This window comes from Paenibacillus illinoisensis NBRC 15959 (assembly GCF_004000925.1).
Lineage (GTDB): Bacteria > Bacillota > Bacilli > Paenibacillales > Paenibacillaceae > Paenibacillus > Paenibacillus illinoisensis.
Genome location: NZ_BIME01000001.1, coordinates 768810 through 792819, shown reverse-complemented (window position 1 = coordinate 792819; position 24010 = coordinate 768810). Strand labels below are relative to the sequence as shown.

General features: G+C 47.1%; 21 protein-coding genes. All 21 read left to right on the top strand.

The window, feature by feature from the left end; all coding sequences use genetic code 11:
* The first annotated feature begins 114 nt into the window (after window positions 1-114).
* The 21 genes from nusA to PIL01S_RS03265 all read left to right on the top strand — a co-directional run bounded on the left by nusA (window position 115) and on the right by PIL01S_RS03265 (window position 23868).
* Window positions 115-1212: a transcription termination factor NusA gene (gene nusA, locus PIL01S_RS03370; RefSeq protein WP_095287723.1), complete on the top strand. Its 1098-nt coding sequence runs from the start codon at window positions 115-117 to the stop codon at window positions 1210-1212.
* Window positions 1213-1238: 26 nt separating this feature from the next.
* Complete coding sequence (rnpM, locus tag PIL01S_RS03365; RefSeq protein WP_095287722.1) at window positions 1239-1547, top strand: RNase P modulator RnpM; 309 nt, start codon at window positions 1239-1241, stop codon at window positions 1545-1547.
* Window positions 1537-1866 (top strand): L7Ae/L30e/S12e/Gadd45 family ribosomal protein, encoded by a 330-nt coding sequence (locus tag PIL01S_RS03360; RefSeq protein WP_170948040.1) that lies wholly within the window; start codon window positions 1537-1539, stop codon window positions 1864-1866. Before rnpM ends, PIL01S_RS03360 begins: the two co-directional genes overlap by 11 nt.
* A complete protein-coding gene (infB, locus tag PIL01S_RS03355; protein WP_127536236.1) occupies window positions 1859-4459 on the top strand; it encodes a translation initiation factor IF-2 in 2601 nt (866 codons plus the stop codon). The genes PIL01S_RS03360 and infB overlap by 8 nt, the downstream gene beginning before the upstream one ends.
* 25 nt (window positions 4460-4484) lie before the next feature.
* Window positions 4485-4844 (top strand): 30S ribosome-binding factor RbfA, encoded by a 360-nt coding sequence (gene rbfA / locus PIL01S_RS03350; RefSeq protein WP_095358595.1) that lies wholly within the window; start codon window positions 4485-4487, stop codon window positions 4842-4844.
* A gap of 19 nt (window positions 4845-4863) precedes the next feature.
* Window positions 4864-5841 carry a DHH family phosphoesterase gene (locus tag PIL01S_RS03345; RefSeq protein WP_127536235.1) on the top strand — a complete coding sequence of 326 codons (978 nt, stop codon included), beginning with the start codon at window positions 4864-4866 and terminating at the stop codon, window positions 5839-5841.
* Window positions 5835-6758 (top strand): tRNA pseudouridine(55) synthase TruB, encoded by a 924-nt coding sequence (gene truB, locus PIL01S_RS03340; RefSeq protein WP_127536234.1) that lies wholly within the window; start codon window positions 5835-5837, stop codon window positions 6756-6758. The genes PIL01S_RS03345 and truB overlap by 7 nt, the downstream gene beginning before the upstream one ends.
* Before the next feature lie 70 nt (window positions 6759-6828).
* Window positions 6829-7767: a bifunctional riboflavin kinase/FAD synthetase gene (locus PIL01S_RS03335; protein ID WP_127536233.1), complete on the top strand. Its 939-nt coding sequence runs from the start codon at window positions 6829-6831 to the stop codon at window positions 7765-7767.
* 159 nt (window positions 7768-7926) lie between these two features.
* Window positions 7927-8196: a 30S ribosomal protein S15 gene (rpsO, locus tag PIL01S_RS03330; RefSeq protein ID WP_056700672.1), complete on the top strand. Its 270-nt coding sequence runs from the start codon at window positions 7927-7929 to the stop codon at window positions 8194-8196.
* Window positions 8197-8429: 233 nt separating this feature from the next.
* Window positions 8430-10532, top strand: coding sequence for a polyribonucleotide nucleotidyltransferase (gene pnp, locus PIL01S_RS03325; RefSeq protein WP_127536232.1), 2103 nt, complete (start codon window positions 8430-8432; stop codon window positions 10530-10532).
* 176 nt (window positions 10533-10708) lie between these two features.
* The gene (locus PIL01S_RS03320; protein WP_127536231.1) at window positions 10709-11704 is read left to right on the top strand and encodes a polysaccharide deacetylase family protein; all 996 of its coding nucleotides are present in this window, start codon (window positions 10709-10711) and stop codon (window positions 11702-11704) included.
* Window positions 11705-11798: 94 nt separating this feature from the next.
* Window positions 11799-13082: a M16 family metallopeptidase gene (locus tag PIL01S_RS03315; protein WP_127536230.1), complete on the top strand. Its 1284-nt coding sequence runs from the start codon at window positions 11799-11801 to the stop codon at window positions 13080-13082.
* Complete coding sequence (gene dut / locus PIL01S_RS03310; RefSeq protein ID WP_170948039.1) at window positions 13042-13488, top strand: dUTP diphosphatase; 447 nt, start codon at window positions 13042-13044, stop codon at window positions 13486-13488. The genes PIL01S_RS03315 and dut overlap by 41 nt, the downstream gene beginning before the upstream one ends.
* Window positions 13489-13627: 139 nt before the next feature.
* Window positions 13628-14527: a dipicolinate synthase subunit DpsA gene (gene dpsA, locus PIL01S_RS03305; protein ID WP_095358588.1), complete on the top strand. Its 900-nt coding sequence runs from the start codon at window positions 13628-13630 to the stop codon at window positions 14525-14527.
* Window positions 14524-15120, top strand: coding sequence for a dipicolinate synthase subunit B (locus PIL01S_RS03300; protein WP_127536229.1), 597 nt, complete (start codon window positions 14524-14526; stop codon window positions 15118-15120). The genes dpsA and PIL01S_RS03300 overlap by 4 nt, the downstream gene beginning before the upstream one ends.
* Window positions 15121-15536: 416 nt before the next feature.
* On the top strand, window positions 15537-16754 hold the full coding sequence (dapG, locus tag PIL01S_RS03290) for an aspartate kinase (RefSeq protein WP_127536228.1): 1218 nt from the start codon (window positions 15537-15539) through the stop codon (window positions 16752-16754).
* A 45-nt stretch (window positions 16755-16799) separates the two neighbouring features.
* On the top strand, window positions 16800-17678 hold the full coding sequence (gene dapA, locus PIL01S_RS03285; RefSeq protein WP_127536227.1) for a 4-hydroxy-tetrahydrodipicolinate synthase: 879 nt from the start codon (window positions 16800-16802) through the stop codon (window positions 17676-17678).
* A gap of 473 nt (window positions 17679-18151) precedes the next feature.
* Window positions 18152-19831: a ribonuclease J gene (locus PIL01S_RS03280; protein ID WP_095287708.1), complete on the top strand. Its 1680-nt coding sequence runs from the start codon at window positions 18152-18154 to the stop codon at window positions 19829-19831.
* Window positions 19832-20047: 216 nt separating this feature from the next.
* Window positions 20048-20821 (top strand): ClpP family protease, encoded by a 774-nt coding sequence (locus PIL01S_RS03275; RefSeq protein ID WP_371859910.1) that lies wholly within the window; start codon window positions 20048-20050, stop codon window positions 20819-20821.
* Window positions 20818-21048 carry a YlzJ-like family protein gene (locus PIL01S_RS03270; protein ID WP_095287706.1) on the top strand — a complete coding sequence of 77 codons (231 nt, stop codon included), beginning with the start codon at window positions 20818-20820 and terminating at the stop codon, window positions 21046-21048. The genes PIL01S_RS03275 and PIL01S_RS03270 overlap by 4 nt, the downstream gene beginning before the upstream one ends.
* 90 nt (window positions 21049-21138) lie before the next feature.
* Window positions 21139-23868, top strand: a complete 2730-nt coding sequence (locus PIL01S_RS03265) for an FtsK/SpoIIIE family DNA translocase (protein ID WP_127536226.1) — start codon at window positions 21139-21141, stop codon at window positions 23866-23868.
* The last annotated feature ends 142 nt before the right edge of the window (window positions 23869-24010 follow it).

Sequence of the window (24010 nt, the reverse complement as noted above, 5' to 3'; positions counted from 1 at the left end):
TCACTTTATTAATGAAAAAGACACATCTCACGATAACGGCAAGGTGCTCATGAGTTTTGAGCCTTTCGCCGTTTTACGTATGAGATGCCATGTTTGAAAGGGGGATCAACATTCATGAGTATGGATTTTATTGAAGCAATGAATGAATTGGAGCGGGAAAAAGGGATCAGCAAGGATGTGCTGTTTGAAGCGATTGAGGCGGCATTAATCTCCAGCTACAAACGTAATTTCAACACCGCTCAAAACGTGCGTGTTGATATGAACCGCAACACTGGAGTTATTCGTGTATACGCACGCAAATTGATCGTGGAGGAAGTCCTCGATTCACGCACCGAAATTTCGTTGCCTGCTGCACGTGAAATTAACCCACACTTCCAGCTGGAAGATATTGCGGAGATTGAGGTTACGCCGCGCGATTTCGGACGTATCGCCGCACAGACTGCCAAACAGGTAGTGACCCAGCGGATTCGTGAAGCCGAACGCGGCCTGATCTACAACGCTTTCGTAGACAAGGAAGAGGATATCGTTACGGGAGTGGTGCAGCGTCAGGATTTGCGCAATATCTACATCGATCTGGGCAAAATCGAAGCGGCATTACCGTTAACCGAATTGATGCCGAATGAAAAATTTGTTCATGGTGACCGTATTAAGGCATACATCACTAAGGTCGAGAATACGACCAAAGGGCCGCAAATCATTTTGTCCCGCACACATCCGGGTCTTTTGAAACGTCTCTTTGAACTGGAAGTTCCTGAAATCTTTGACGGAGTCGTTGAGATTCGCTCCGTTGCACGTGAAGCGGGCTTCCGCTCCAAAATTGCCGTACATTCACGCAATGAGGAAGTTGATCCGGTTGGATCATGTGTAGGCCCTAAAGGCATGCGCGTGCAGACCATTGTGGGTGAGCTGCGCGGTGAAAAGATTGACATCGTTCGTTACTCCGAACAGGTAGACGAATATGTGGCTAATGCATTGAGTCCTTCCAAAGTGTTGGAAGTTCAAGTGTTTGAAGAAGAGAAGATGGCCCGTGTCATCGTACCGGACTATCAACTGTCCCTCGCTATCGGCATCAAGGGCCAAAATGCCCGCCTGGCAGCGAAGCTTACCGGCTGGAAAATCGACATCAAGAGCGAGAGCCAGGCGGAACAGGAATTCGGCAGAGAAAAAGATTCTTCTTCAGAAATGCACCAAGATTCCGTCTCCGTCGATTAAAGTAAAGCACGGGGGGGCGCTAACGTATGAAACAGAAAAAAGTACCGCTGCGCAAATGTGTGGCGTGCCAAGAAATGATGCCCAAAAAGCAACTGATCCGTATCGTTAAAACGCCAGAGGATGAAGTGCTGATCGATTTGACTGGCAAAAAATCCGGACGTGGCGCTTATTTATGCGGCAAGGAATCCTGTTTTAAACTTGCACTCAAAAACCGGTCTTTGGATCGGGCGTTGAAGGGCAAGGTTTCACCTGAAATTTACGAGCAATTGGCTGCTGATTTCGCTTCTGTTGAAGATGATTTCATCGCAGCGCAGGAGCGTGATCATGATGAATAACAAAGCGTTGTCTTATCTGGGACTCTCCATGCGCGCAGGCAAACTGGTGACAGGTGAAGAAATCGTGCTCAAGGCGATCCGTTCTTCCGAAGCTAAGATGGTTATTGTTGCGGGTGACGCCTCGGCCAATACACAGAAGAAATTTCGCGACAAATGCGGAACCTACAAAGTTCCGCTGGTGATCGGATTTGACCGGGATAGTCTGGGTTCAAGTATCGGTAAAGAAACGCGGGTTGTTCTTGCGGTAACGGACCGTGGGTTTGCAAAAATGATCTCCAAGCAAGTCGGTATAATGTCGGAGGTGGAGTATATTGAGTAAACAGGAAAACAAGGATAAATTGCGAGTTTATGAATATGCGAAGTCCATTAATATGAGTAGCAAAGAAATTATAACCATTCTTAAAAAACTGGATATTCCCGTAAACAATCATATGAGTGTCATGGAGAATGGTTCAGTGGGTAAGGTGGAACAATTTTTTAAAGATATAAAATCCACTGCAGCATCCAAACAGAGCAGCGAGGCAAAATCAGTCGCTACTTCGTCCGTGCGCAGTGAAAAAACAGTGGACAGCAACAAGCCGGCCGGCGGAGCGAACACGCCGAACAACAGTAATTCATCCGGTAGTCCCGTACAAACAAAAATACAACAGGAAAAGCAGGTAGGTATGAACAATAGACCAAATTCAAACAATAACAACGGCTCCCAAAGACCCAGCGGCCAAGATAGCCGCAACAGAACGAACTCTTCCCAAGGCTCCAGCCAGGGCGGACAAACAGGTAATCGTTCCAGACCTTCACAAGGCGGACAAAGTAGTACGGCTTCACGTCCACAAGGCGGAACAAGCAGCACAGCTTCACGTCCACAAGGTTCAGGACAACGGCCTAACAACAGTGGTGGCGGTCAAGTGAGAAGCGCTGGGCCAAGCAACACTGGCAATGGCGGTAACCGCAGCGGTGGCCAAGGACAGAATCAAGGTCAAGGTCAGCGCAGAGGCGGTCAAGGAAATTCCGGTAATAACAACGGCAACCGTTCGAACAGTGGCGGCGGCGGACGTCGTTACGATGACAACCGTGGCGGCAACTTCCGCGGTAACCGTGGTGGCAAGAACAACCGTAACAGAAACCAGCAGCAGTACCAACAACGCGAGAAAATTGATAACACACCTAAGAAAATCATCGTACGTGGTGATATGACTGTGGGTGAAACAGCGAAGCTGCTTCACAAAGATGCTTCCGAAGTTATCAAGAAACTCATTGGTATGGGTGTTATGGCTACAATTAACCAAGAGCTTGATATCGATACCATTCTTCTGCTCGCAGGTGAATTCGGTGTTGAGGTTGAAGTGAAAATTGTGCTTGAAGACGATCGTTTCGAAACTGTGGAAGAGAACGATGATCCTGCGGATCTGCAATCCCGTCCTCCAGTTGTAACGATTATGGGTCACGTTGACCATGGTAAAACAACACTGCTTGATGCCATTCGTTCCACGAATGTAACGGGCGGCGAAGCTGGCGGAATCACGCAGCATATCGGTGCCTATCAAGTAGAAATCAACAACAAAAAAATCACGTTCCTGGATACACCTGGTCACGAAGCGTTTACAGCGATGCGTGCTCGTGGTGCACAAGTAACGGATATTACCATCATCGTTGTTGCTGCGGATGACGGCGTTATGCCACAGACTGTTGAAGCTATTAACCACGCAAAAGCTGCGGGTCTGCCTATTATCGTTGCGGTTAACAAAATCGATAAGCCTGGTGCAGATCCGGACAAAGTAAAACAAGAACTGACCAACTATGAACTCGTTCCGGAAGAATGGGGCGGTGACACCATCTTTGTTAACGTTTCGGCGAAACAAAGAATGGGTCTGGAAGGTCTGCTTGAAATGATCCTGCTCGTTGCTGAAGTGAACGAGTACAAAGCGAACCCGGACAAACGTGCCCGTGGTACAGTGATCGAAGCCGAGCTGGATAAAGGACGCGGCCCAGTTGCCCGTATTTTGGTACAGCATGGTACGTTGAAAGTTGGAGATGCCTTTGTAGCAGGTAACTGCTTCGGTCGCGTACGTGCGATGGTGAATGATAAAGGTCGCCGTCTGAAAGAAGCTGGACCTTCTACTCCTGTAGAGATCACAGGGTTGACTGAAGTTCCAGGTGCTGGAGATCCATTCATGGTATTTGAAGATGAGCGTAAAGCTCGTTCTATCGCTGACAAACGTGCGATCACGCAACGTGAATCTGATCTGGGTACCAACACACGTGTAACTCTGGACGATCTGTTCCAACACATCAAAGATGGCGAGATCAAAGATCTGAATGTCATTATCAAAGGTGACGTTCAAGGTTCTGTTGAAGCATTGAAAGGTTCACTTGCAAAAATCGAGGTTGAAGGCGTGCGCGTGAAGATCATTCATAGCGGTGCTGGTGCAATTACCGAATCCGACATTATCTTGGCAGCGGCATCCAATGCCATCGTGATCGGTTTCAACGTTCGTCCTGATAATCAGGCGAAAGTAACTGCAGATCAAGAGCAAGTAGACATTCGTCTTCACCGTGTCATCTATAGCGTAATCGAAGAGATTGAACAGGCGATGAAAGGAATGCTTGATCCGATCTACAAAGAAAATGTAATCGGTCATGCTGAAGTTCGGAGCACGTTCAAAATCAGTAAAGTGGGTACCATTGCAGGATGTATGGTTACCTCCGGCAAAATTACGCGCTCAGCGGAAGCACGCTTGATTCGTGATGGCATTGTTCTTTACGAAGGTAAGCTTGATTCACTGAAACGTTACAAAGATGATGCCAAAGAAGTAGCTCAAGGCTACGAATGTGGTATTACTCTTGATAACTATAACGATCTCAAAGAAGGCGACGTTATCGAAGCCTTTGTTATGGAGACGGTACAACGATAAGCAAGGAAGCATGAGGTGAACAACTATGGCCAAGATTCGTACAGGTAGAGTGGGCGAGCAGATCAAGAAAGAATTGAGCGTGCTCATCCAGTCCGAACTGAAAGATCCACGTATCGGCTTCATTACCGTAACAGGTGTCGACGTGACTAACGACTTGTCGCAAGCCAAAGTTTATCTGAGTGTCTTCGGTGAACAGGAGCAAAAGGATAACTCGCTTAAAGCACTCGATAAAGCAAATGGATTTTTGCGTTCCGAGCTGGGCAAGCGAATTAGACTTCGCCATGTACCTGAATTGATATTCAAGATCGACGAATCGATCGCTTATGGCAGCCGTATTGAGAAGCTGCTTGGCGACATCGGTACCGACAAGAACGAATCCCAGTAACAGCATAAAGGAGACGGCAATGCACACTTATGAACAGGCGCTTCAGGCAGGAAAGCAATTTCTGCTGGAGCATGATGATTACCTGGTCGTGTCGCATGTACAGCCGGACGGTGACGCAGTCAGCTCGACGGTAACAGTGGGCTGGCTGCTGTCATGTCTGGGGAAGACATTCACGATGATAAATGAAGGTGAGATCCCGCAGCGGATGCGTTTTTTGTGGGGTGCAGACGAAATCGTGAACATGACCGAACAACCACCGCAGCGTAAATATAAAGCAGTGATTTGTGTAGACTGTGCAGACTTTGCAAGAGTGGGCCTAACTCGCCATTATTTCGAAGAAGATGCTGTTATTCTAAATATTGATCACCACCCCACCAATGATGCTTATGGAACGGTTAATATCATTAAGCCGGATGCGGCAGCTACTGCAGAGATCCTGTTTGATTTTGTAAACTTGTTCCCGGTGACGTTGAACCAAGATTCTGCAACGGCTATATATACAGGGTTGCTTACGGATACAGGCGGGTTCCGGTACGCGAATACCAGTCCAAATGTAATGTCAACAGCATCCAAATTGCTTGAGCATGGTGTAAATGGACCGTACCTTGCGCAAATTTTGCTTGAACAGGTTACGCTTCCCCAAGTTCGGATATTGAATCAGGCACTTTCGAGTCTGCAGATGACAGAGGATGGAAAAATTGCTTGGGTGGTTATTACGCCGGAAGATATGATTGCTTGTGGAGCGGCTAATGAGGATCTCGAAGGCGTTGTAAACTATCCCCGTAATATTCAAGGTGTAGAAGTGGGGATTTTTTTCAAAGTCATCAACAATAACGCAGTAAAAGTGTCTCTTCGGTCGGCAGGTAAAGTCGATGTTGCTGCGCTTGCACAAACATTTGGCGGAGGAGGCCACGTACTGGCTGCCGGGTGTCGTGTGGAAGGTGAGTTGGAAGAGATCGTAGCCAAAGTGCTGAAGCAGGTGAATGCGCAATGGTAAAACCACTTGAAGGAATTTTGCCTGTATACAAGCCGGCAGGATTCACCTCGCATGATGTTGTAGCCAAAATGCGGCGCATTCTGAAAATGAAGCGTATTGGACACACCGGAACGTTGGACCCACAAGTTACAGGTGTACTTCCGCTGTGTCTCGGACGTGCCACACGGGTAGTCGAATACATGCAGGAACTTCCGAAAGAGTACTTGGCAACACTACGATTGGGCCTGTCTACGGACACGGAGGATCTGACAGGTGAGGTTATTGAACGTTCGGAAGAACCAGTCCAAGTTACCGAAGAACAGGTGCTTGAGGTCCTGAATCAGTTTAAAGGTACGATTTCGCAGGTTCCACCCATGTATTCAGCAGTAAAAGTCGACGGTAAACGTCTGTATGAGCTTGCACGTGAAGGCAAAACAGTGGAGCGTAAGAGCCGTGAGGTTACGATTTACGAGATTGAACTGACCGGAATCGAAACGCATGGCGACACGACAGATATTTCCTTCCGGGCATTATGTTCTAAAGGAACATATATTCGAACATTGTGCGTAGATATCGGCCGAGAACTGGGATACCCATCTACCATGGTACAGCTTGAACGTACCATTTCTGCGGGAATCACAGCGGATCGGTGCTTGCGATTTGAGGATGTGGAACAGCACATGGCCGCAGGTACGCTGGCTGAAGTGCTGATTTCGGTAGATGATGCCGTTGACTACATGCCTGCCCACAAAGTTCCAGAGGATAACACCAAAGGCGCTCTCCAAGGTCAGAAATTGTCTGCACGTTTATTGGAGCCGCCCGTGGAGCAGCCAGGACTTTTGCGGTTATATGCTCAGGATGGCACATTTCTCGGTATTTTCGAACGGGATGAACATAAACCAACAGTTCGAGCTGTTAAGGTATTTTTACCGGAATAAAGAGGCCTTGAGTTTAGGTTCATGTGATGTTAAGCTCGGTCTATCAAGTGAAATGCAGGTGAATGATTGTATGAAAACCGTAATGCTAACGTATCCGCAGACATTAACTTCCGATGAATTGCGTAGACAACCCCAGGTGCTGGCCATTGGCCAATTTGACGGAATGCATCTCGGACATGCAAGCGTCATTCTGTCAGCTGTCCGCATTGCTCGTGAAAAGGGCATGCAGTCAGCGGTAATGACCTTCCATCCGCATCCGAAGGAAGTCATGCGCAAAGGAGATTATGAAGGTTATTTGACGCCCCTGAGAGATAAGGAAGATATCTTGGCAGAGATGGGCGTTGACGTGTTATATGTTGTGGAGTTTAATGAAGAATTTTCACATTTGACACCGGAGCAGTTTGTACATGATCTGCTCTTTCCGCTTCAGACACGAACGGCGGTCGTTGGTTTTGACTTCCGTTTTGGTCACAAGGGAGCCGGTGATGAACAGATGCTTCGTTCGCTGGGCAGCAATGAGATGGCTGTGGAAACTGTACCTCCATTCCTGCTTAATGGCGAGAAGGTCAGCAGTTCTTTAATTCGTGGTTTGCTTAAACGTGGAGAAATGGATGAAGCGAGTCAGTGGCTTGGTCGTCCATACAGTATCAGAGGAACCGTTATCCACGGAGAGAAACGCGGCCGGACCATTGGTTTCCCTACTGCCAATCTCGAATTGACAGATCATTATGTGGCACCAGCGAAAGGTGTGTATGCTGTACGCGTATATCATGGGGAGCAGTCGTTGCGAGGGGTAATGAACCTCGGTGTGAAGCCTACGTTCCACGATAGCGGGATGAAGCCTACATTTGAAGTACATGTGCTTGATTTTGAAGGGCATCTCTATGATGAGGAACTGAAGGTCGAACTGGTTCACTATATTCGGGAAGAACGCAAGTTTGACTCCATCGACGCTTTGATCAGCCAGATTCGGGAAGATGCCTTGACTGCTGCAAGACTCTTAGGTTGAAATTCTGAGTAAAATGTATGTTTACATTTACTTTGGTTAGGCAACTATGATATAATGTACTACGTTGTCGTTTTGGACAACAGACAACCTTGGCTTGGTTGCACGCTCTCACCGGCGGTAACGAGGCTAATGGCGATTATAATGAAGGAGGTGAATAGGATGGCATTGACTCAAGAACGTAAACAACAACTGATCGACGAGCACAAAACTCATGAGTCCGATACTGGATCACCTGAGGTGCAAGTTGCTATCCTTACGGAAAACATCAGAAGTTTGACAGACCACTTGCGTACGCATAAGAAAGACCACCACTCACGTCGTGGACTTTTGAAAATGGTAGGTCAACGTCGTAAGCTCTTGGCTTACGTGAAAAACAAAGATGTTAAACGTTACAGCGCATTGATCGAGAAACTCGGATTGCGTCGTTAATTATCGTACATGTTTTCAAAACCAACCTGGCTGTTTTCCGTCGTTCCTCTGTATTGAGGGAGAAGCGGAGTTTACAGCCGGGTTGTTTTGTAGATGAACATGTTGCCATATATTTGTAGATGACAGCTCCGCAAGGAGCTTTTGTTTTGCAAGTTAATGAATGCAGGACAAGCAGGAAATACTGAGAAAATGCAGAATCCATTGTGTTAGGAACGATTAGAAGGAGGGATTTCATGGAAAAGCGTGTTGAAATGCAGCTTGGTGGAAGAACGCTTGTGCTTGAAACAGGACGTTTGGCTAAACAGGCAAATGCTGCTGTTAAAGTAACATACGGAGATACGGTTGTTTTGTGTACTGTTACCGCATCAAGCGAACCGAAAGATCTGGACTTTTTCCCGCTCACGGTGAACTATGAGGAAAGATTGTATGCTGTAGGTAAAATTCCAGGCGGATTCATTAAACGGGAAGGAAGACCAAGCGAGAAAGCCATTCTTGCTAGTCGTCTGACAGACCGTCCAATTCGTCCATTGTTCCCTGAAGGTTTCCGTAATGATGTACAAGTTCTTAACATCGTTATGAGTGTTGATCAGGACTGTGAACCACAGATTGCTGCCATGATCGGTACATCGGCTGCACTGAGTATTTCGGACGTACCATTCAACGGGCCAATCGGTGGCGTAAAAGTTGGACGTATTGATGGCGAATTCATTATCAACCCAACCATTGCACAGCTTGAAGTCAGTGAAATTGAACTCGTTGTTGCTGGAACCAAAGATGCCATTATGATGGTAGAGGCAGAAGCAAACGAAGTTCCGGAAGAAGTCATGCTTGAAGCCATCATGTTCGGACATGATGAAATCAAGAACATTGTGGCTGTCATTGAAGAACTGGTTAAAGTGGCCGGCAAAGAAAAAATGGCTGTAAAACTGCACGCTGTAAATGCTGAAGTGAACAGTGTTGTACGTGAATATGCGAGTGCTCGCTTGGTAGAAGCAGTTAAAATCGCTGAGAAGCATGCTCGTCAAGATGCGATTGATGCAGTGAATGACGAAACTGTTGCTCATTTTGAAGAGCAATACATCGAGACTCCTGAACTGCTCAAAGACGTGAAAGAAGTGCTGCACGACATCGTCAAAGAAGAAGTGCGTCGCTTGATCACACATGATAAGGTTCGTCCTGACGGACGTGGACTTGCTGAGATTCGTCCAATTGAGTGTGATACATCATTGCTGCCGCGTACACATGGTTCCGGTTTATTCACACGTGGTCAAACACAAGCACTTAGCATTTGTACCTTGGGTGCATTGGGTGATGTTCAGATTCTGGACGGAATCAGTTTGGAAGAAACCAAACGCTTCATGCATCATTACAACTTCCCGCCATTCAGCGTGGGTGAAGCTCGTCCATTGCGTGCTCCAGGCCGTCGTGAGATTGGACATGGTGCATTGGGTGAACGTGCTCTTTCTAAAGTTATTCCTTCGGAGACGGACTTCCCGTACACAATTCGTCTGGTATCAGAAGTATTGGAATCAAACGGATCAACTTCACAAGCAAGTATCTGTGCAAGTACGCTTGCGATGATGGATGCTGGTGTACCAATTAAAGCTCCGGTTGCTGGGGTAGCTATGGGTCTCATCAAAGATGGAGAGCATGTGTCCATTCTTAGTGATATTCAAGGTATGGAAGATCACCTGGGTGACATGGACTTCAAAGTGGCAGGAACACCTGAAGGTGTAACAGCGATCCAGATGGATATTAAAATTGATGGTATTGATCGTCAAATTTTGTCCGAAGCTTTGGCTCAAGCCAAAGAGGGCCGTATGCATATCCTGGGCAAAATGACCGAAGTAATGAAAACACCGCGTGAGCAGCTGTCTCAATATGCGCCTAAAATTACGACTATGCATATTAATCCAGATAAAATCCGTGATGTTATCGGTGCTGGTGGTAAAATTATCAATAAAATCATCGAGGAAACTGGTGTTAAAATTGATATTGAACAGGATGGACGCGTATTTATCGCTTCTTCCAACCAGGACATGAACGATAAGGCAAAATCGATTATCGAAGGAATCGTACGTGAAGTGCTGGTCGGCGAGATTTATGTCGGCAAAGTAAAACGTGTTGAGAAATTCGGTGCATTTGTCGAAGTTCTGCCGAACAAAGAGGGTCTGGTTCACATCTCACAACTGTCAACAGAACGTGTTGCCAAAGTAGAAGATGTTGTAGCCGTAGGTGATTCCATTACCGTTAAAGTAACGGAAATTGACCAACAAGGTCGCATCAACTTGTCCCGCAAAGCAGTATTGACGGCTGAAGCTCCGGCGCAGTCCTAAGCTCTGCCTTAATTATTACAGATTCATTGAATGAAGAGACAGAATGTGATTTCTGGCTCTTTTTTTAACGCCTAAAATCGGAAACGTTAATGGGTTTCAAAAGACTGCCTGAATTTGTTCATATTCTTGCCCTTGTCCTCATATGATGGGGACAAAGACGGCGGGAGGATGGAACTGTGAAAAACCAATCCAAAAAGCTGGTTGCAGTTCTGGCGGGTGTGGCGGCTGTCATACTGGTCGGACAAGTAGGCAGTGTACGTACATACATTACGGAGATTCGGGATGGCCCGGGGACACAAAATGCATTTGATATGTTTCAAGAGGCGACTGGAGAGGATGCCCTGTTGTCGGCGATCCGTGATAAAGCGGCCGAAACAAAAATAGCCCCGGTCAACGCCAAAGTGGACAGGGTATGGAAGGCAATACCGGGATATAACGGCTTAAAGATTGATGTGGAAGCCACGTATCGCAAGGCACTGGGTGGTAACCTCAATACCAAAATTTCTTATGTTTATCGTCAGGTTGAACCAGAAATCCAGCTCAAGGATCTTGGGGCTCACCCGGTATTCCGGGGAAATCCGGCAAAGCCGATGGTCTCGTTTATGATTAATGTGGCTTGGGGGAATGAGTATATTATCCCGATGCTTGACACGCTCGATGCTGAGAAGGTAAAGGCGACCTTTTTTCTGGATGGAAGCTGGTTAAAGAAAAATGCCGAGCTCGCCAAAGAGATTCAGAAACGAGGTCATGAACTGTCCAACCATGCGTACTCTCATCCGAACATGAGTCGATTGAGCGCAGAACGGGCCAGACTTGAGATAAGTAAGACAGAGGATCTGCTCAAAGAGAAGCTAGGGGTGGAAAACCGCTGGTTTGCTCCCCCGTCAGGTGACTTTAATCAGAAAACTGTAGACATTGCCTCAAGCATGGGGTTGCAAACGGTCCTCTGGACACTGGACACCGTCGATTGGAGAAAGCCAAGTTCAGCTTCCATTGTAAATAAAATTGGGGCAAAAGTGGAAGCGGGTACGTTAATTTTGATGCATCCCACTGCATCCTCTTCAGGAGCGCTGAAAGGCATGATTGAGTCGATTCGTGCGAAAGGCCTCGTTCTTGGTACAGTGAGTGAGACGTTATCTTCGGAACGCATAAAAGCTCCAGCGGTTGAGTGAGCGGCGTTTTTTTGTTAATATCAAACAGTTGGAACCAAATGTCGATTTCGTTTTTGGAGATCAGGGCAATTATAGAGATGTAGGAGGGCCAACCGTGAAAAAAATTCAGCTGGGCAATGGCCTCAGGGTAGTCATGGAACAGATTCCGACCTGTCGTTCCGTGTCTTTTGGTATATGGGTCAAGACAGGATCGCGCAACGAGCAGCCTGTTAACAATGGAGTATCACATTTTATTGAGCACATGTTGTTCAAGGGAACGGATCGTTACGATGCCAAGGCAATTGCGGAACAGTTTGATGCTATCGGCGGTAACGTGAACGCGTTCACTTCAAAAGAATACACGTGTTATTATGCTAAAGTATTGGATGAGCATCTGCCTATCGCTGTAGATGTATTGTCTGACATGTTTTTTCGTTCCAAAATGGATGATGGCGAGCTCATCAAGGAGAAAAATGTCATCCTGGAAGAGATTTCAATGTACGAGGATACCCCGGATGATATGGTACATGATCTGATGGCTACGGCTGCATATGGAGAGCATCCACTGGCTTACCCGATTTTGGGTACGGAGGAACGACTCAAAGCGATGGGTTCGAACGATCTGCGTGCTTATATGAAAGAGCACTACACCATTGAGAACACAGTTATTAGTATTGCAGGTAATATTGATGACAGTGTAATTGAGTTGATGGAAAAACACTTTGGATCATTTGACGTTCATGGTGCGGCAGAACAGATCACCGTTCCTAAATTCCAGAGTGGGCAGCTCTTTCACAAGAAGAAAACCGAACAGAATCACATCTGTATTTCGTTCCCGGGCTGCAAAATTGGAGACCCACTGCAGTTTGCCATGGTTGTATTGAACAATGCTATTGGTGGCGGCATGAGCTCCAGACTGTTCCAGGAAATTCGTGAAAAACGCGGACTGGCATACTCCGTATATTCCTATCACAGTTCTCATGCGGACAGCGGTCTGTTCACGATATATGCTGGTACTGCACCAAAACAAACGAAAGAAGTGTTGGACCTGACCAAAGAGGTTCTGCAGGATCTTGCAGTTAACGGTCTGACGGAAGATGAGCTGCGCAAAGGAAAAGAACAGCTGAAGGGAAGTCTGATTCTCAGTTTGGAAAGCACGGGAAGCCGGATGAATCGTTTGGGTAAAAACGAACTGATGCTGGGCAGACACCATACGCTGGATGAAATGATCTCCAAAATTGAACAAGTAACGATGGAAGATATCGATGCTGTACTTGACCTGATGTTCGCGGAGCCGTTTGCGCTTGCTATGGTCGGTGCCTCTGATCGCACTATTGCTGGATTAAGAAGGGATGATTTTGTTGCATTACGTTCAAATTCAAAAGTTGCCGGGCAATGAAGATATTAAACTGCCACAAAAAATGTCGGAGCTTGCATCAGGCTTTGATGTAGTTGCTGCGCTTCAGGAGGACGTTGTATTGCAGCCGGGACAGCGCACGCTGATTCCGACAGGTCTGGCTATGGCTATGCCTGCGGGCCTTGAAGCACAGATTCGCCCACGCAGTGGCCTGGCGTTCAAACACGGCATTACCTGTTTAAACACACCGGGTACCATTGATGCGGATTACCGGGGTGAGGTTAAAGTGCTTTTGATTAATCTGGGTCAGGAGCCATTCACGATTGTACGGGGTGAACGCATTGCCCAGATCGTGTTTCAGACTGTGCCTGCTGTTGAACTAACCGAAGTGAGCGAGCTTTCGGAAACGGTTCGCGGTGAAGGTGGATTCGGTCATACCGGAAAATAATAAATGGCTACGAATGATGAAGGGCCTTCCCATGCGGGAAGGCCTTTTTTGTTTGGTGAAGAGATAGGAAATGTTTTCACCCCCCTGTGGGCCCCTGCATACGATAAGGCATACATGTGGTGAAAGGAGTGACGTCCCGATGCTGACCGGAGTCCGGATAGTAGTCCTGGGCGGAGATGCGCGGCAGCTTGAAGTCATTCAAAAATGCGCAGAGCTGGATGCCACAGTGAGTGTGGTCGGTTTCGACAAGCTGGAGCGTTCTATTCCGGGGATTGAACATCATGAGCTGGAGGATGAGGTATTGGCATCTGCGGATGTGCTGGTGCTGCCCGTGGTTGGATGTGATGATCAGGGGAAAGTGAGCACCTCATTCAGTGACTTGCCGATTTTCCTCAAAAAAGAACAGATAGCGGCATTGCCAGAGCATTGTATTGTTTTCACAGGAATGGCAAAGCCATTTTTGCGTGAGTTGTGCGTGGATAACGGCTTGCGGCTTATTGAGGTATTGGATCGTGACGATATTGCGCTCTACAACTCGATACCGACAGCTGAGGGAGCGGTCGCTATGGCGATTCGGGAGACGGACTTCACGATCCACGGGTCGGAATGTATTGTGCTTGGGCTCGGCCGAACAGGATTCACAATGGCGAAAACGCTCCAGGGTCTAGGGGCAAATGTACGGGTGGGAATCAGGCGGGAAGAAGATGCAGCTCGTGCTAACATCATGGGCTGGAAGCCTTTCATGACAACGGATTTGGCCGCTCAAACCGGGGCAGTTGACTTGCTTTTTAATACGATACCGACTATGATAATCACAGCACAAATCCTGTCCAGAATGCCGCAAAAAGCAGTCATTATTGACCTCGCATCCGCTCCTGGCGGCTGCGATTTCAGATATGCTGAAAAACGCGGCATTAAAGCGCTTCTAGCGCCAGGCCTCCCCGGCATTGTTGCTCCCAAAACGGCTGGCGGCATTATTGCCGACGTGTTGATCCGTTTGCTTTTGGAAGAACAAAACGCACGGGAGGTTGAACTATGAACTGGAAGGGTAAAACGGTAGGTTATGCGATTACAGGTTCTCATTGTACGTTTGAAGAGGTTATGCCGGTAATTAGCCGGTTTGTGACTGAGGGCGCAAATGTTATTCCGATTATTTCCAATTCGGTATTAACAACGGATACACGCTTTGGAACGGCTCAGAACTGGCAAAAACAGTTGAAAGATATAACCGGTAATGATATCATTTCTACAATTGTTGAGGCGGAACCGCTCGGGCCAGCCAAATTGCTTGATGTGCTCGTGATTGCTCCCTGCACAGGGAACACCACCAGTAAGCTGGCTAATGCGATGACCGATAGCCCTGTGCTGATGGCAGCCAAAGCCCAGATGCGGAATCAGCGTCCGGTAGTGCTTGCCATCTCCACAAATGATGGTCTGGGACTGAATGCCGCGAACATCGCCAAACTGCTTGTGGCAAAATATATGTACTTTGTACCGTTCGGGCAGGATGATCCGGTGAAGAAACCAAACTCGTTAGTAGCAAAAATGGAACTTATTCCAGAGGCATGCTGGAGTGCTCTGGAAGGTAAACAGTTACAGCCAATGATTGTGGAACGTTCTGCACAGGCTTAATCGTTTATTAACCAAGTTTAACGAATGCTTACGGGTTTGATTTCACAGTGGAGAAGTTCCAGGATAACGGTTATACGCATGAAGAATTGAACTTGGTTAGGGTAGACAAAGAAAATCATGGGGGACGATATGTCGGAAGTTTAACAGCTTTCTGTGTACGCGTTCCTGTCGTTGAAGGGCATTCCTGCTTGCAGTGAAATGATCGCAAGCGGGATGCGTTCATGAAGATATGCATGTCGTGGTCGGTGACAACCGAGCTTCAGTTTGTGAATTGCTTTGAGCAATCTACAGAGGAAAAACGGCATATAATGTCGTAATCATTGCTGAATTTATTGCATCGGAACGCTCCCTGGGTTGATCCATTTGTTGATTTGACCGTGTCCAGTCTTCTTGCGTACACAAATGGAGGAATTAAGATGCGTATCATGGTACAGAAATTTGGAGGCACGTCACTCTCTACAGTTCAGGCGAGAGAGCACGTGCTCCGTCATATTAAACGTGAACTTGAGGCAGGACTTAGTCTTGTCATTGTTGTGTCCGCTATGGGCCGCCGGGGTGAACCTTATGCTACAGATACACTGCTCGACTGGGCTGCACAAAATGGTAATTCGCTGTCTGCACGTGAAAAAGATTTATTGTTGTGCTGCGGTGAAATCATATCAGCTACAACGCTCAGCAGTCTTCTGGAACATGAAAACATTCCCACAACTGTACTAACTGGTGCGCAGGCAGGCTTTGTGACGGACGACAATTTCGGGAATGCCCGGATTTTGGATGTCCGTCCTGTTCGTGTGCTGGAGGAGCTTCAAAAAAATCGTGTTGTTATTGTTACTGGTTTCCAAGGGCAGACAGAGAGCGGGGACTTTACCACTTTAGGCCGTGGGGGTAGTGATACATCAGCGACGGCACTTGGGGCTGCTCTTCATGCAGAGATGGTGGATATCTATACGGATGTAAACGGCATTCTGACTGCCGATCCGCGAATTGTAGAGGATGCACGTCCGTTAACTGTGGTGAGTTATGCGGAGATCTGTAATATGGCACATCATGGGGCCAAGGTTATTCACCCCCGAGCAGTTGAAATTGCAATGCAATCGCAAATTCCTGTACGCGTGCGTTCCACTTTTGCAGACAGCGAAGGAACCCTTGTTACCCATCCGGAAGGCTTCCAGGATGTGCAGACAGGCATAGTAGATCGTTATGTGACGGGGATTGCTTACGTTAGCAATGTTACCCAAATCACAGTAGATGTACCTGGAGGCGCAGATCGGCTGCAGCTGAAAGTCTTCAAAACCATGGCTGAAAATTCGATTAGTGTTGATTTTATTAATGTTACCCCTTCAGGAGTCGTCTATACGGTATTTGACAGTGACTCTGAAAAAGCAATTAAAGTATTGCAAGAGATTGGTCTTAAACCTCAAAGTCTGTCCGGCTGTGCCAAAGTTTCGGTGATCGGCGGTGGAATTAACGGTGTGCCTGGCATCATGGCAAGAATCGTTGAATCGTTAACACTGGCTGACATTCAGATTTTGCAATCGGCAGATTCGAACACAACCATCTGGGTACTTGTAAAAAAAGAAGATATGGTTCAGGCCCTGAGGGCGCTTCATACCTCATTCGAACTTCATCTGTAATTAGAAGCGATCGGAGCCAGACCTGTTTTGAAGGAGGAAATCGAATTGGACTTTGGAAGATTGATTACAGCAATGGTCACTCCGTTCAACGAACAGGGGGAGATTCATTGGGAGGAAACTGCAAGGCTTATAGACTATTTAATTGCAGATCAAAAATCTGAAGCACTTGTGGTGTCCGGTACGACCGGTGAATCTCCTACACTTAGCGACAGTGAGAAGGTGCAGCTTTTTGAGTTTGCAGTAAAGCATGCTGCAGGAAGATGCAAAATCATTGCCGGAACAGGGTCTAACAATACTGCCCATTCGATCCATCTGACTCAAGAAGCTGAACGTGTCGGCGTGGATGGGGTCCTTTTGGTCGTTCCTTATTACAACAAACCAAGCCAGGAAGGCATGTTCCAACATTTTGAAGCCATCGCGAGCTCAACCAAACTGCCTGTGATGCTATATAACGTACCAGGACGTACCTCGGCCTGCTTGTCTGCGGCCACAACGCTTCGCCTGGCTCAGATACCGAATATCGTGGCTACGAAAGAATGTGCTTCTTTGGAGCATGTGACACTCGTCGCTGCAGGTGCACCCGATCACTTTAAAGTATATACGGGAGACGATGCGTCAGGCTTACCAGCGATCACGGTAGGGGCATACGGCATTGTAAGTGTCGCGAGCCATGTGGTTGGTTCAGAGATGAAGCAGATGATTGATTCCTTTGTCGCCGGAGACACTCAAAAGGCAACGAAGTTGCATCAGCAGCTTTTCCCGGTGTTCAAAGGTTTGTTTGAGTGTCCTCAGCCTTTGCCGAACCCGGTTGCAGTGAAATATGCACTGACGTTACGTGGGATGAATGTGGGTTCTGTACGTCTACCGCTCATTGCTCCAACCGAAGACGAGCAGGGCTTTATCCGTGCCTTGTTTAATGAATAGCAGGCACATGTCTTGAAATTATTAATCGTGGTAACCTATTTTAAACAGACAGGAACCGCTCTTCTGCGAAAGAAGAAGCGGTTCTTTTTTCGCTTTTTTGGGTTGTTTCAACCTTGCTGATAAAGGGAAACCTAGGGCTCAACGACAGAGTGACTTGTTTTTTTTGTTTTTAATCATGTATAATGATGTCAAGTGACTGGGTGCGGTATTTTTTTGAAATTGAAAGCGACATCGTTTCGAGATGTGGCTTTGCGGTGAAAAGGGAAGGAACGGCTAAGAAGGAATCATTTCAAATCCAACTTGTTGGTGAAGGGGAATTACTTCGAAGAACTTCTTCCAAATATCGTGAATAAAGGTGTTCTTTTGCATACATGCCTATCTATTGGTTTGTCATGTGGAGATTACTTTTTTAACTTACAATAAATAAAATAATAAGGTACGACGTCCAACTACCATAGGAGGTTCAGATTCATTTGTCTAAGAAAAATAATAACGATAAACTGATGATTTTTGCACTGGGCGGCGTAGGCGAGATTGGTAAAAATATGTATGTCATCCAATACGCTAACGACATTGTAGTCGTAGATGCTGGCCTTAAATTCCCTGAAGAAGATATGCTTGGAATTGACATTGTCATTCCTGACATTTCGTACTTGACTGAGAACCGTGACAAAGTAAGAGGTATCATTTTGACTCACGGTCACGAAGATCATATCGGTGGATTGCCGTATGTTCTGAAACACCTTAACGTTCCTGTATACGGAACCAAGCTTACACTCGGACTGGTGGAAAACAAGCTGAAAGAAGCCAATTTGCTGGGTGAAACAAAACGCATTCTGATTGATGCTGATTCCGAGATCCAACTTGGATCGGTATTGAAAGCAACTTTCTTTGCTACTAACCATAGTATTCCGGATTCCGTTGGTGTATGTGTTGAAACACCAGAAGGTGCTGTAGTTCACACAGGTGACTTCAAATTCGACCACACACCAGTCAATGGTCAATATGCGGATCTTCAACGTATGGCACAGATCGGTACGAATGGCGTACTTGCTCTTTTGTCTGACAGTACCAATGCCGAGAAACCAGGCTTTACACCTTCCGAGAAAAATGTTGGGATCGTTCTGGAAGATATCTTCCGTAAAGCGAGCCAGCGCGTTGTTGTGGCTACCTTTGCTTCCAACGTACACCGGATTCAACAGGTCATTAATGCAGCAGAAGTGACTGGCCGCAAAGTGGCTGTCATTGGACGCAGCATGGTGAATGTTGTAGGTATTGCTTCGGATCTGGGCTATCTGGATATTCCGGACGGCATGATCATTGAACCTGAAGAAGTAGGTAAAATGGCTGCTGACCGTGTTGTTATTCTCTGCACAGGAAGTCAAGGCGAGCCAATGTCTGCATTGACTCGGATGGCTCGTTCTACTCATCGTAAAGTAGACATTCTTCCTGGAGACACAGTTATTATCGCAGCAACACCGGTACCAGGTAATGAGAAGTATGTGGGCCGTACCATTGATGAACTGTTCCGTCTCGGAGCTAATGTGCATTACAGTGGTGCGAACAGCGGTGTACACGTATCCGGACACGGTAGCCAGGAAGAGCTCAAGCTGATGCTTAACCTGATGAAACCTAAATTCTTCCTGCCAATTCACGGGGAGTTCCGTATGCAGCGCCGCCACGCCGTTCTTGCTGAATCTGTAGGTATCGACCCTGATAACATCTTCATCACAGATATCGGTGAAGTGGTTGAGATTCAAGGCGGAGCAGCACGCAAGGCTGGTAAAGTTACTGCAGGCAACGTACTGATCGACGGATTGGGTGTAGGCGATGTAGGTAACATCGTATTGCGTGATCGCAAACTGTTATCCCAAGATGGTATTCTTGTCGTTGTAGTTACTCTGAGCAAACAGGATGGTAAAATTGTATCCGGTCCGGATATCATCTCCCGTGGATTTGTATACGTACGGGAATCCGAAGGATTGCTTGATGAAGCCAACCGTATTGTCAGCAGCACTCTGCAAAAGTTGATGAGTGAGAACGTAAACGAATGGGCTTCACTCAAAACGAATGTAAAAGACGCACTGGGACGCTTCCTGTATGAGCAAACTCGTCGCAGACCGATGATTTTGCCAATTATCATGGAAGTTTAAAATACATTAAAATCATATATTCAGGCACACAGTCGCCCCTGAACTACGAGTAATATTGGACGGTTCCTCGTAGATCAGGGGCTTTTTTTGTTTTTTACAGATTGGATTCATGGAGGATGTGAGGGATTTTTGGCAACTCATTGGGTATAAGTAGACTGGAAAATTCCCCATACTAAGGAATACATTAAAATGGTTATGGGGAAGGGGATTAATCTAATGAGTGAGTATATAAATGGCAAACAGACATCCAAGTCGAATCAACCCGAGACAGAGACACCAGGCATGCCAGCACAAGATGACAAAGGATTGGCTCCCGTTACAGAGGCCATCCAGCAGTTCGGACAGACTCAGTCACCTGCAGGAGAGTCCAATATTTTCTGTATGACGATTATTGGACAGGTCGAAGGTCACTTGATTTTGCCTCCGCAAAACAAAACCACGAAGTACGAGCATATTATCCCGCAATTGGTTGCTGCTGAACAGAATCCCCGGATTGAAGGCATCCTGATCATTCTGAACACCGTGGGAGGAGACGTGGAGGCAGGGTTGGCCATTGCCGAGATGATTGCTTCTCTGAGCAAGCCTACCGTTACCGTTGTTATAGGGGGAGGACACAGCATTGGGGTTCCAATCGCAGTAGCTTCCACCTATTCATTGATTGCCGGAAGTGCAACAATGACGATCCATCCCATCCGGATGAACGGACTAGTCATTGGGGTTCCTCAAACATTTGAATATATGGAGAAAATGCAGGAACGAGTTGTTCGCTTTGTTACCACGCATTCGAATATTTCAGAGGACATGTTCAAAGAACTTATGTTTAAGACAGGGGAATTAAACCGGGATATCGGTACTGCCGTAGGGAGTGCTGATGCAGTCAAATACGGATTAATGGATGCGGTTGGAGGTATTGGACAAGCCATTGCCCAGCTGAACAAACTTATGGGAGACAAGAGACAGACCCTGCAGGCAGGAGGGCTTACACAATGACCATGTATACTGTAATGCCGCCGGAGCATCTCTGGTCGGGGATGTGGAATGAAGGGGAGGATACGCGTGAAGTCAAAATCAACGGTTTATTGATGCAGATCAGACCGGTTAGTGAGAGCGAAGCTGTTATCGTGCGTCTGCTTGACTGCCCGCTAGAAGCGTACCTTGATCCCGCCAATATGCCTGGCTCCAAAGTTCCTCTTTCAGGTAACCCGGGACCAACATAACATGACGAAAAAAGACAAATAGGGCAAGAAAAGAACATATGTACGGATTATATTTGTATGGTATAATATTCTTCTGGGGGTGACCTGATTTTGGCCAGAAGAAAAAAGAAGAAGAAAAAAGGCGCTGCGTTCAGCGGCGTTTTAAAATATGAAATCTATGGTATTGTGCTCATTACTCTGGCGGTTATCGCTCTATCCGGAGAAGCAACGGTAGGACGTTCACTATCCAAAATGTTTGGATTAATGCTAGGGAAGTTCTATTTTGCCATTCCGCTGGTTGGGATCTACTACGGATTGATGGTTATGATTCATCGAAAGTGGCCAAGCGGTTGGACTACTCGCAAGACCGGACTTGTTCTTCTGGTGTTTGCCTTAACGTTGATGAGTACCGTATCTGCAATGCATCAGAAGCTTATCCCTGTAGGTGCGCTCGAGCCTGGAGCGGTTATTACACAAGTACATAACGATATGCAGACCGAACTGCTTCAACCTGCCCCAGGTGAACGTGATTCCATGTTGAATAAGGACATAAGTGGCGGCTACATTGGGGCTGCTCAGTTTGCTCTGTTCCTGTGGTTGTTCGGCAGTCTTGGCGCACGTTTGATCATGATCGTGATGTTTATTATCAGTTTCATGCTGATTACGAATCTGTCCTATGTCGATCTGGTGCGTATATTCAGAACCAAGGTATGGGATGCCGGCAGTTCGATCTACAAAAAGCTGGAGTCCAGACCATCCGCACGAACTGCAGCAACATCCTCGGGAAAAAAAGGTGGAGCAGCACGTAAAGTGGTGCCTATTCCGGCAGATATTGAAGAGGATGAAGAGGATGACTTGGAAGAGATGCATCTTCCCAAGCGGAAAGCACCCATTTTCTTTCAATTGTTTGGTAAGTGGGGTGCGGATCGGGAGACAACCAGATCAGACCGAGAGATGGAGCAAGAGCAGCCACCGGCAGAGCAAGTGTTATACCGCGCTGAGCCGGATCATTTCGCAGAATCATGGAATGAAGAGCCGTCATTTGTCTCAGATGTTCCAGCCTCTGCTGGAAGGACGGCTGCACCGAAAACCAGTTCAGCTCCGATTATTCGTGATTTCTTCGAACACGTCAGATCCGAGGATCATGTGAAGGATGACGATTTGGACGATGCGTATCCGTTTCCTGAGGACATTTCAGATTCCAGCCAGGAAGACGACATTCCGATCAAAATTAGTGATGAATTGGTAGATGGAGCGGATTGGCCTGTAAACGAGGCGGGTGCTGATGACCTGAGTGAGATGGAGAACAGCCCGGAAGGACAAGCTGGTGGGTTAAATGATTCATCTTCGGTGATGGCCGGTGAAGGTGTTGAGGGGCAGGAGATGGAGCCTGTTAAACCGCCTCCACCACCTCCGAAGCCATATAAACTCCCTTCGTTCCGCCTGCTTGCTAAGCCTAATAACGGCGGTAAGGGTGGGGATCAAAAAGATTATATGCAAACTGCCCGGAAGCTTGAAGCCACATTGGAAAGCTTCGGTGTGCGGGCGAAAGTGCTTGAAGTTGTTAGAGGACCAGCAGTTACGCGTTATGAGATTCAGCCGGATATAGGTGTAAAAGTTAGCCGAATTGTAAGTTTGACTGATGATATTGCACTGGCATTAGCGGCCAAGGATATCCGGATGGAAGCACCGATTCCGGGTAAATCAGCGATCGGTATTGAAGTGCCTAACGGTGAAGTTTCCGTTGTAACGATGCGTGAGGTTATGGAAACATCCACGTTTCAGGATGCAGAATCCAAAGTGACTATTGCATTTGGACGGGATATTTCTGGTCAGACCATCATCGGCAACCTTGCTCGTATGCCCCATTTGCTTGTTGCAGGTGCTACGGGTTCTGGTAAATCGGTATGTATTAACGGGATTATCACAAGTATTCTGTACAAAGCGAAACCAGATGAAGTGAAATTTCTGATGGTCGATCCGAAAATGGTTGAGCTTAATGTATACAATGGTATTCCTCATCTGATGGCTCCGGTAGTTACGGATCCCAAGAGAGCCTCGCTGGCCCTGAAAAAGATTGTGGTCGAGATGGAGAAAAGGTATGAGCTGTTCTCCAAATCGGGTACACGGAACGTCGAAGGTTACAACAACCTGATGAAGGATAATCCGGCAGCCGTGTTGCCATACATCGTTGTTATAGTGGACGAGCTTGCGGATCTGATGATGGTTGCAGCCGGGGATGTGGAAGATGCCATTGCCCGTCTTGCGCAAATGGCGCGTGCAGCCGGAATCCATCTCATCATCGCCACGCAACGGCCTTCCGTAGATGTCATTACAGGTGTCATCAAAGCCAATATCCCTTCCCGGATCGCATTCGGTGTGTCATCACAGGTGGACTCCCGGACGATCTTAGATATGGGTGGAGCCGAGAAACTGCTGGGTCGCGGCGATATGCTGTTTATGCCAATGGGCGCTTCCAAGCCTGTACGGGTGCAGGGAGCCTTCATGAGTGATGAAGAAGTTGAGAATATTGTTAATTATGTGCGTGGACAAGGCGAAGCCCAGTACGATGAATCACTTGTTCCTGAAGTCGATGACTCCGTTCAAGCGGCAGATGAAGTACAGGATGAACTGTACGAGCAGGCTGTACAAATTATATTGGAAGCGAAGCAAGCTTCCGTATCCTTGCTTCAGCGGCGCATGCGTGTGGGTTATACTCGCGCTGCACGTTTGATCGACTCAATGGAGGCTCGTGGCGTTATTGGCCCGTATGAGGGCAGTAAGCCTAGGGAGGTTCTAATTTCGCTGGAACAATATCAACAAAACAAAATAAGTTCTTAAGTAGCACTAAGGATTGTATCTAATGCAAGCCCCTGACAATAAGTTGGGGGCTTTTTTGTTGTTGATGGTCGTTGAGGTTTTGCCATGTTGTCCAATGATCGGATGATTTGGTGCATAGGAAGCAAGCAGGCTTGTCATAATA

Coding starts and splice junctions, on each gene's coding strand:
- nusA (WP_095287723.1), top strand. CDS start 115: ATGAGTATGGATTTTATTGAAGCAATGAATGAATTGGAGCGGGAAAAA.
- rnpM (WP_095287722.1), top strand. CDS start 1,239: ATGAAACAGAAAAAAGTACCGCTGCGCAAATGTGTGGCGTGCCAAGAA.
- PIL01S_RS03360 (WP_170948040.1), top strand. CDS start 1,537: ATGATGAATAACAAAGCGTTGTCTTATCTGGGACTCTCCATGCGCGCA.
- rbfA (WP_095358595.1), top strand. CDS start 4,485: ATGGCCAAGATTCGTACAGGTAGAGTGGGCGAGCAGATCAAGAAAGAA.
- PIL01S_RS03345 (WP_127536235.1), top strand. CDS start 4,864: ATGCACACTTATGAACAGGCGCTTCAGGCAGGAAAGCAATTTCTGCTG.
- truB (WP_127536234.1), top strand. CDS start 5,835: ATGGTAAAACCACTTGAAGGAATTTTGCCTGTATACAAGCCGGCAGGA.
- PIL01S_RS03335 (WP_127536233.1), top strand. CDS start 6,829: ATGAAAACCGTAATGCTAACGTATCCGCAGACATTAACTTCCGATGAA.
- rpsO (WP_056700672.1), top strand. CDS start 7,927: ATGGCATTGACTCAAGAACGTAAACAACAACTGATCGACGAGCACAAA.
- pnp (WP_127536232.1), top strand. CDS start 8,430: ATGGAAAAGCGTGTTGAAATGCAGCTTGGTGGAAGAACGCTTGTGCTT.
- dpsA (WP_095358588.1), top strand. CDS start 13,628: ATGCTGACCGGAGTCCGGATAGTAGTCCTGGGCGGAGATGCGCGGCAG.
- PIL01S_RS03300 (WP_127536229.1), top strand. CDS start 14,524: ATGAACTGGAAGGGTAAAACGGTAGGTTATGCGATTACAGGTTCTCAT.
- dapG (WP_127536228.1), top strand. CDS start 15,537: ATGCGTATCATGGTACAGAAATTTGGAGGCACGTCACTCTCTACAGTT.
- PIL01S_RS03275 (WP_371859910.1), top strand. CDS start 20,048: ATGAGTGAGTATATAAATGGCAAACAGACATCCAAGTCGAATCAACCC.
- PIL01S_RS03270 (WP_095287706.1), top strand. CDS start 20,818: ATGACCATGTATACTGTAATGCCGCCGGAGCATCTCTGGTCGGGGATG.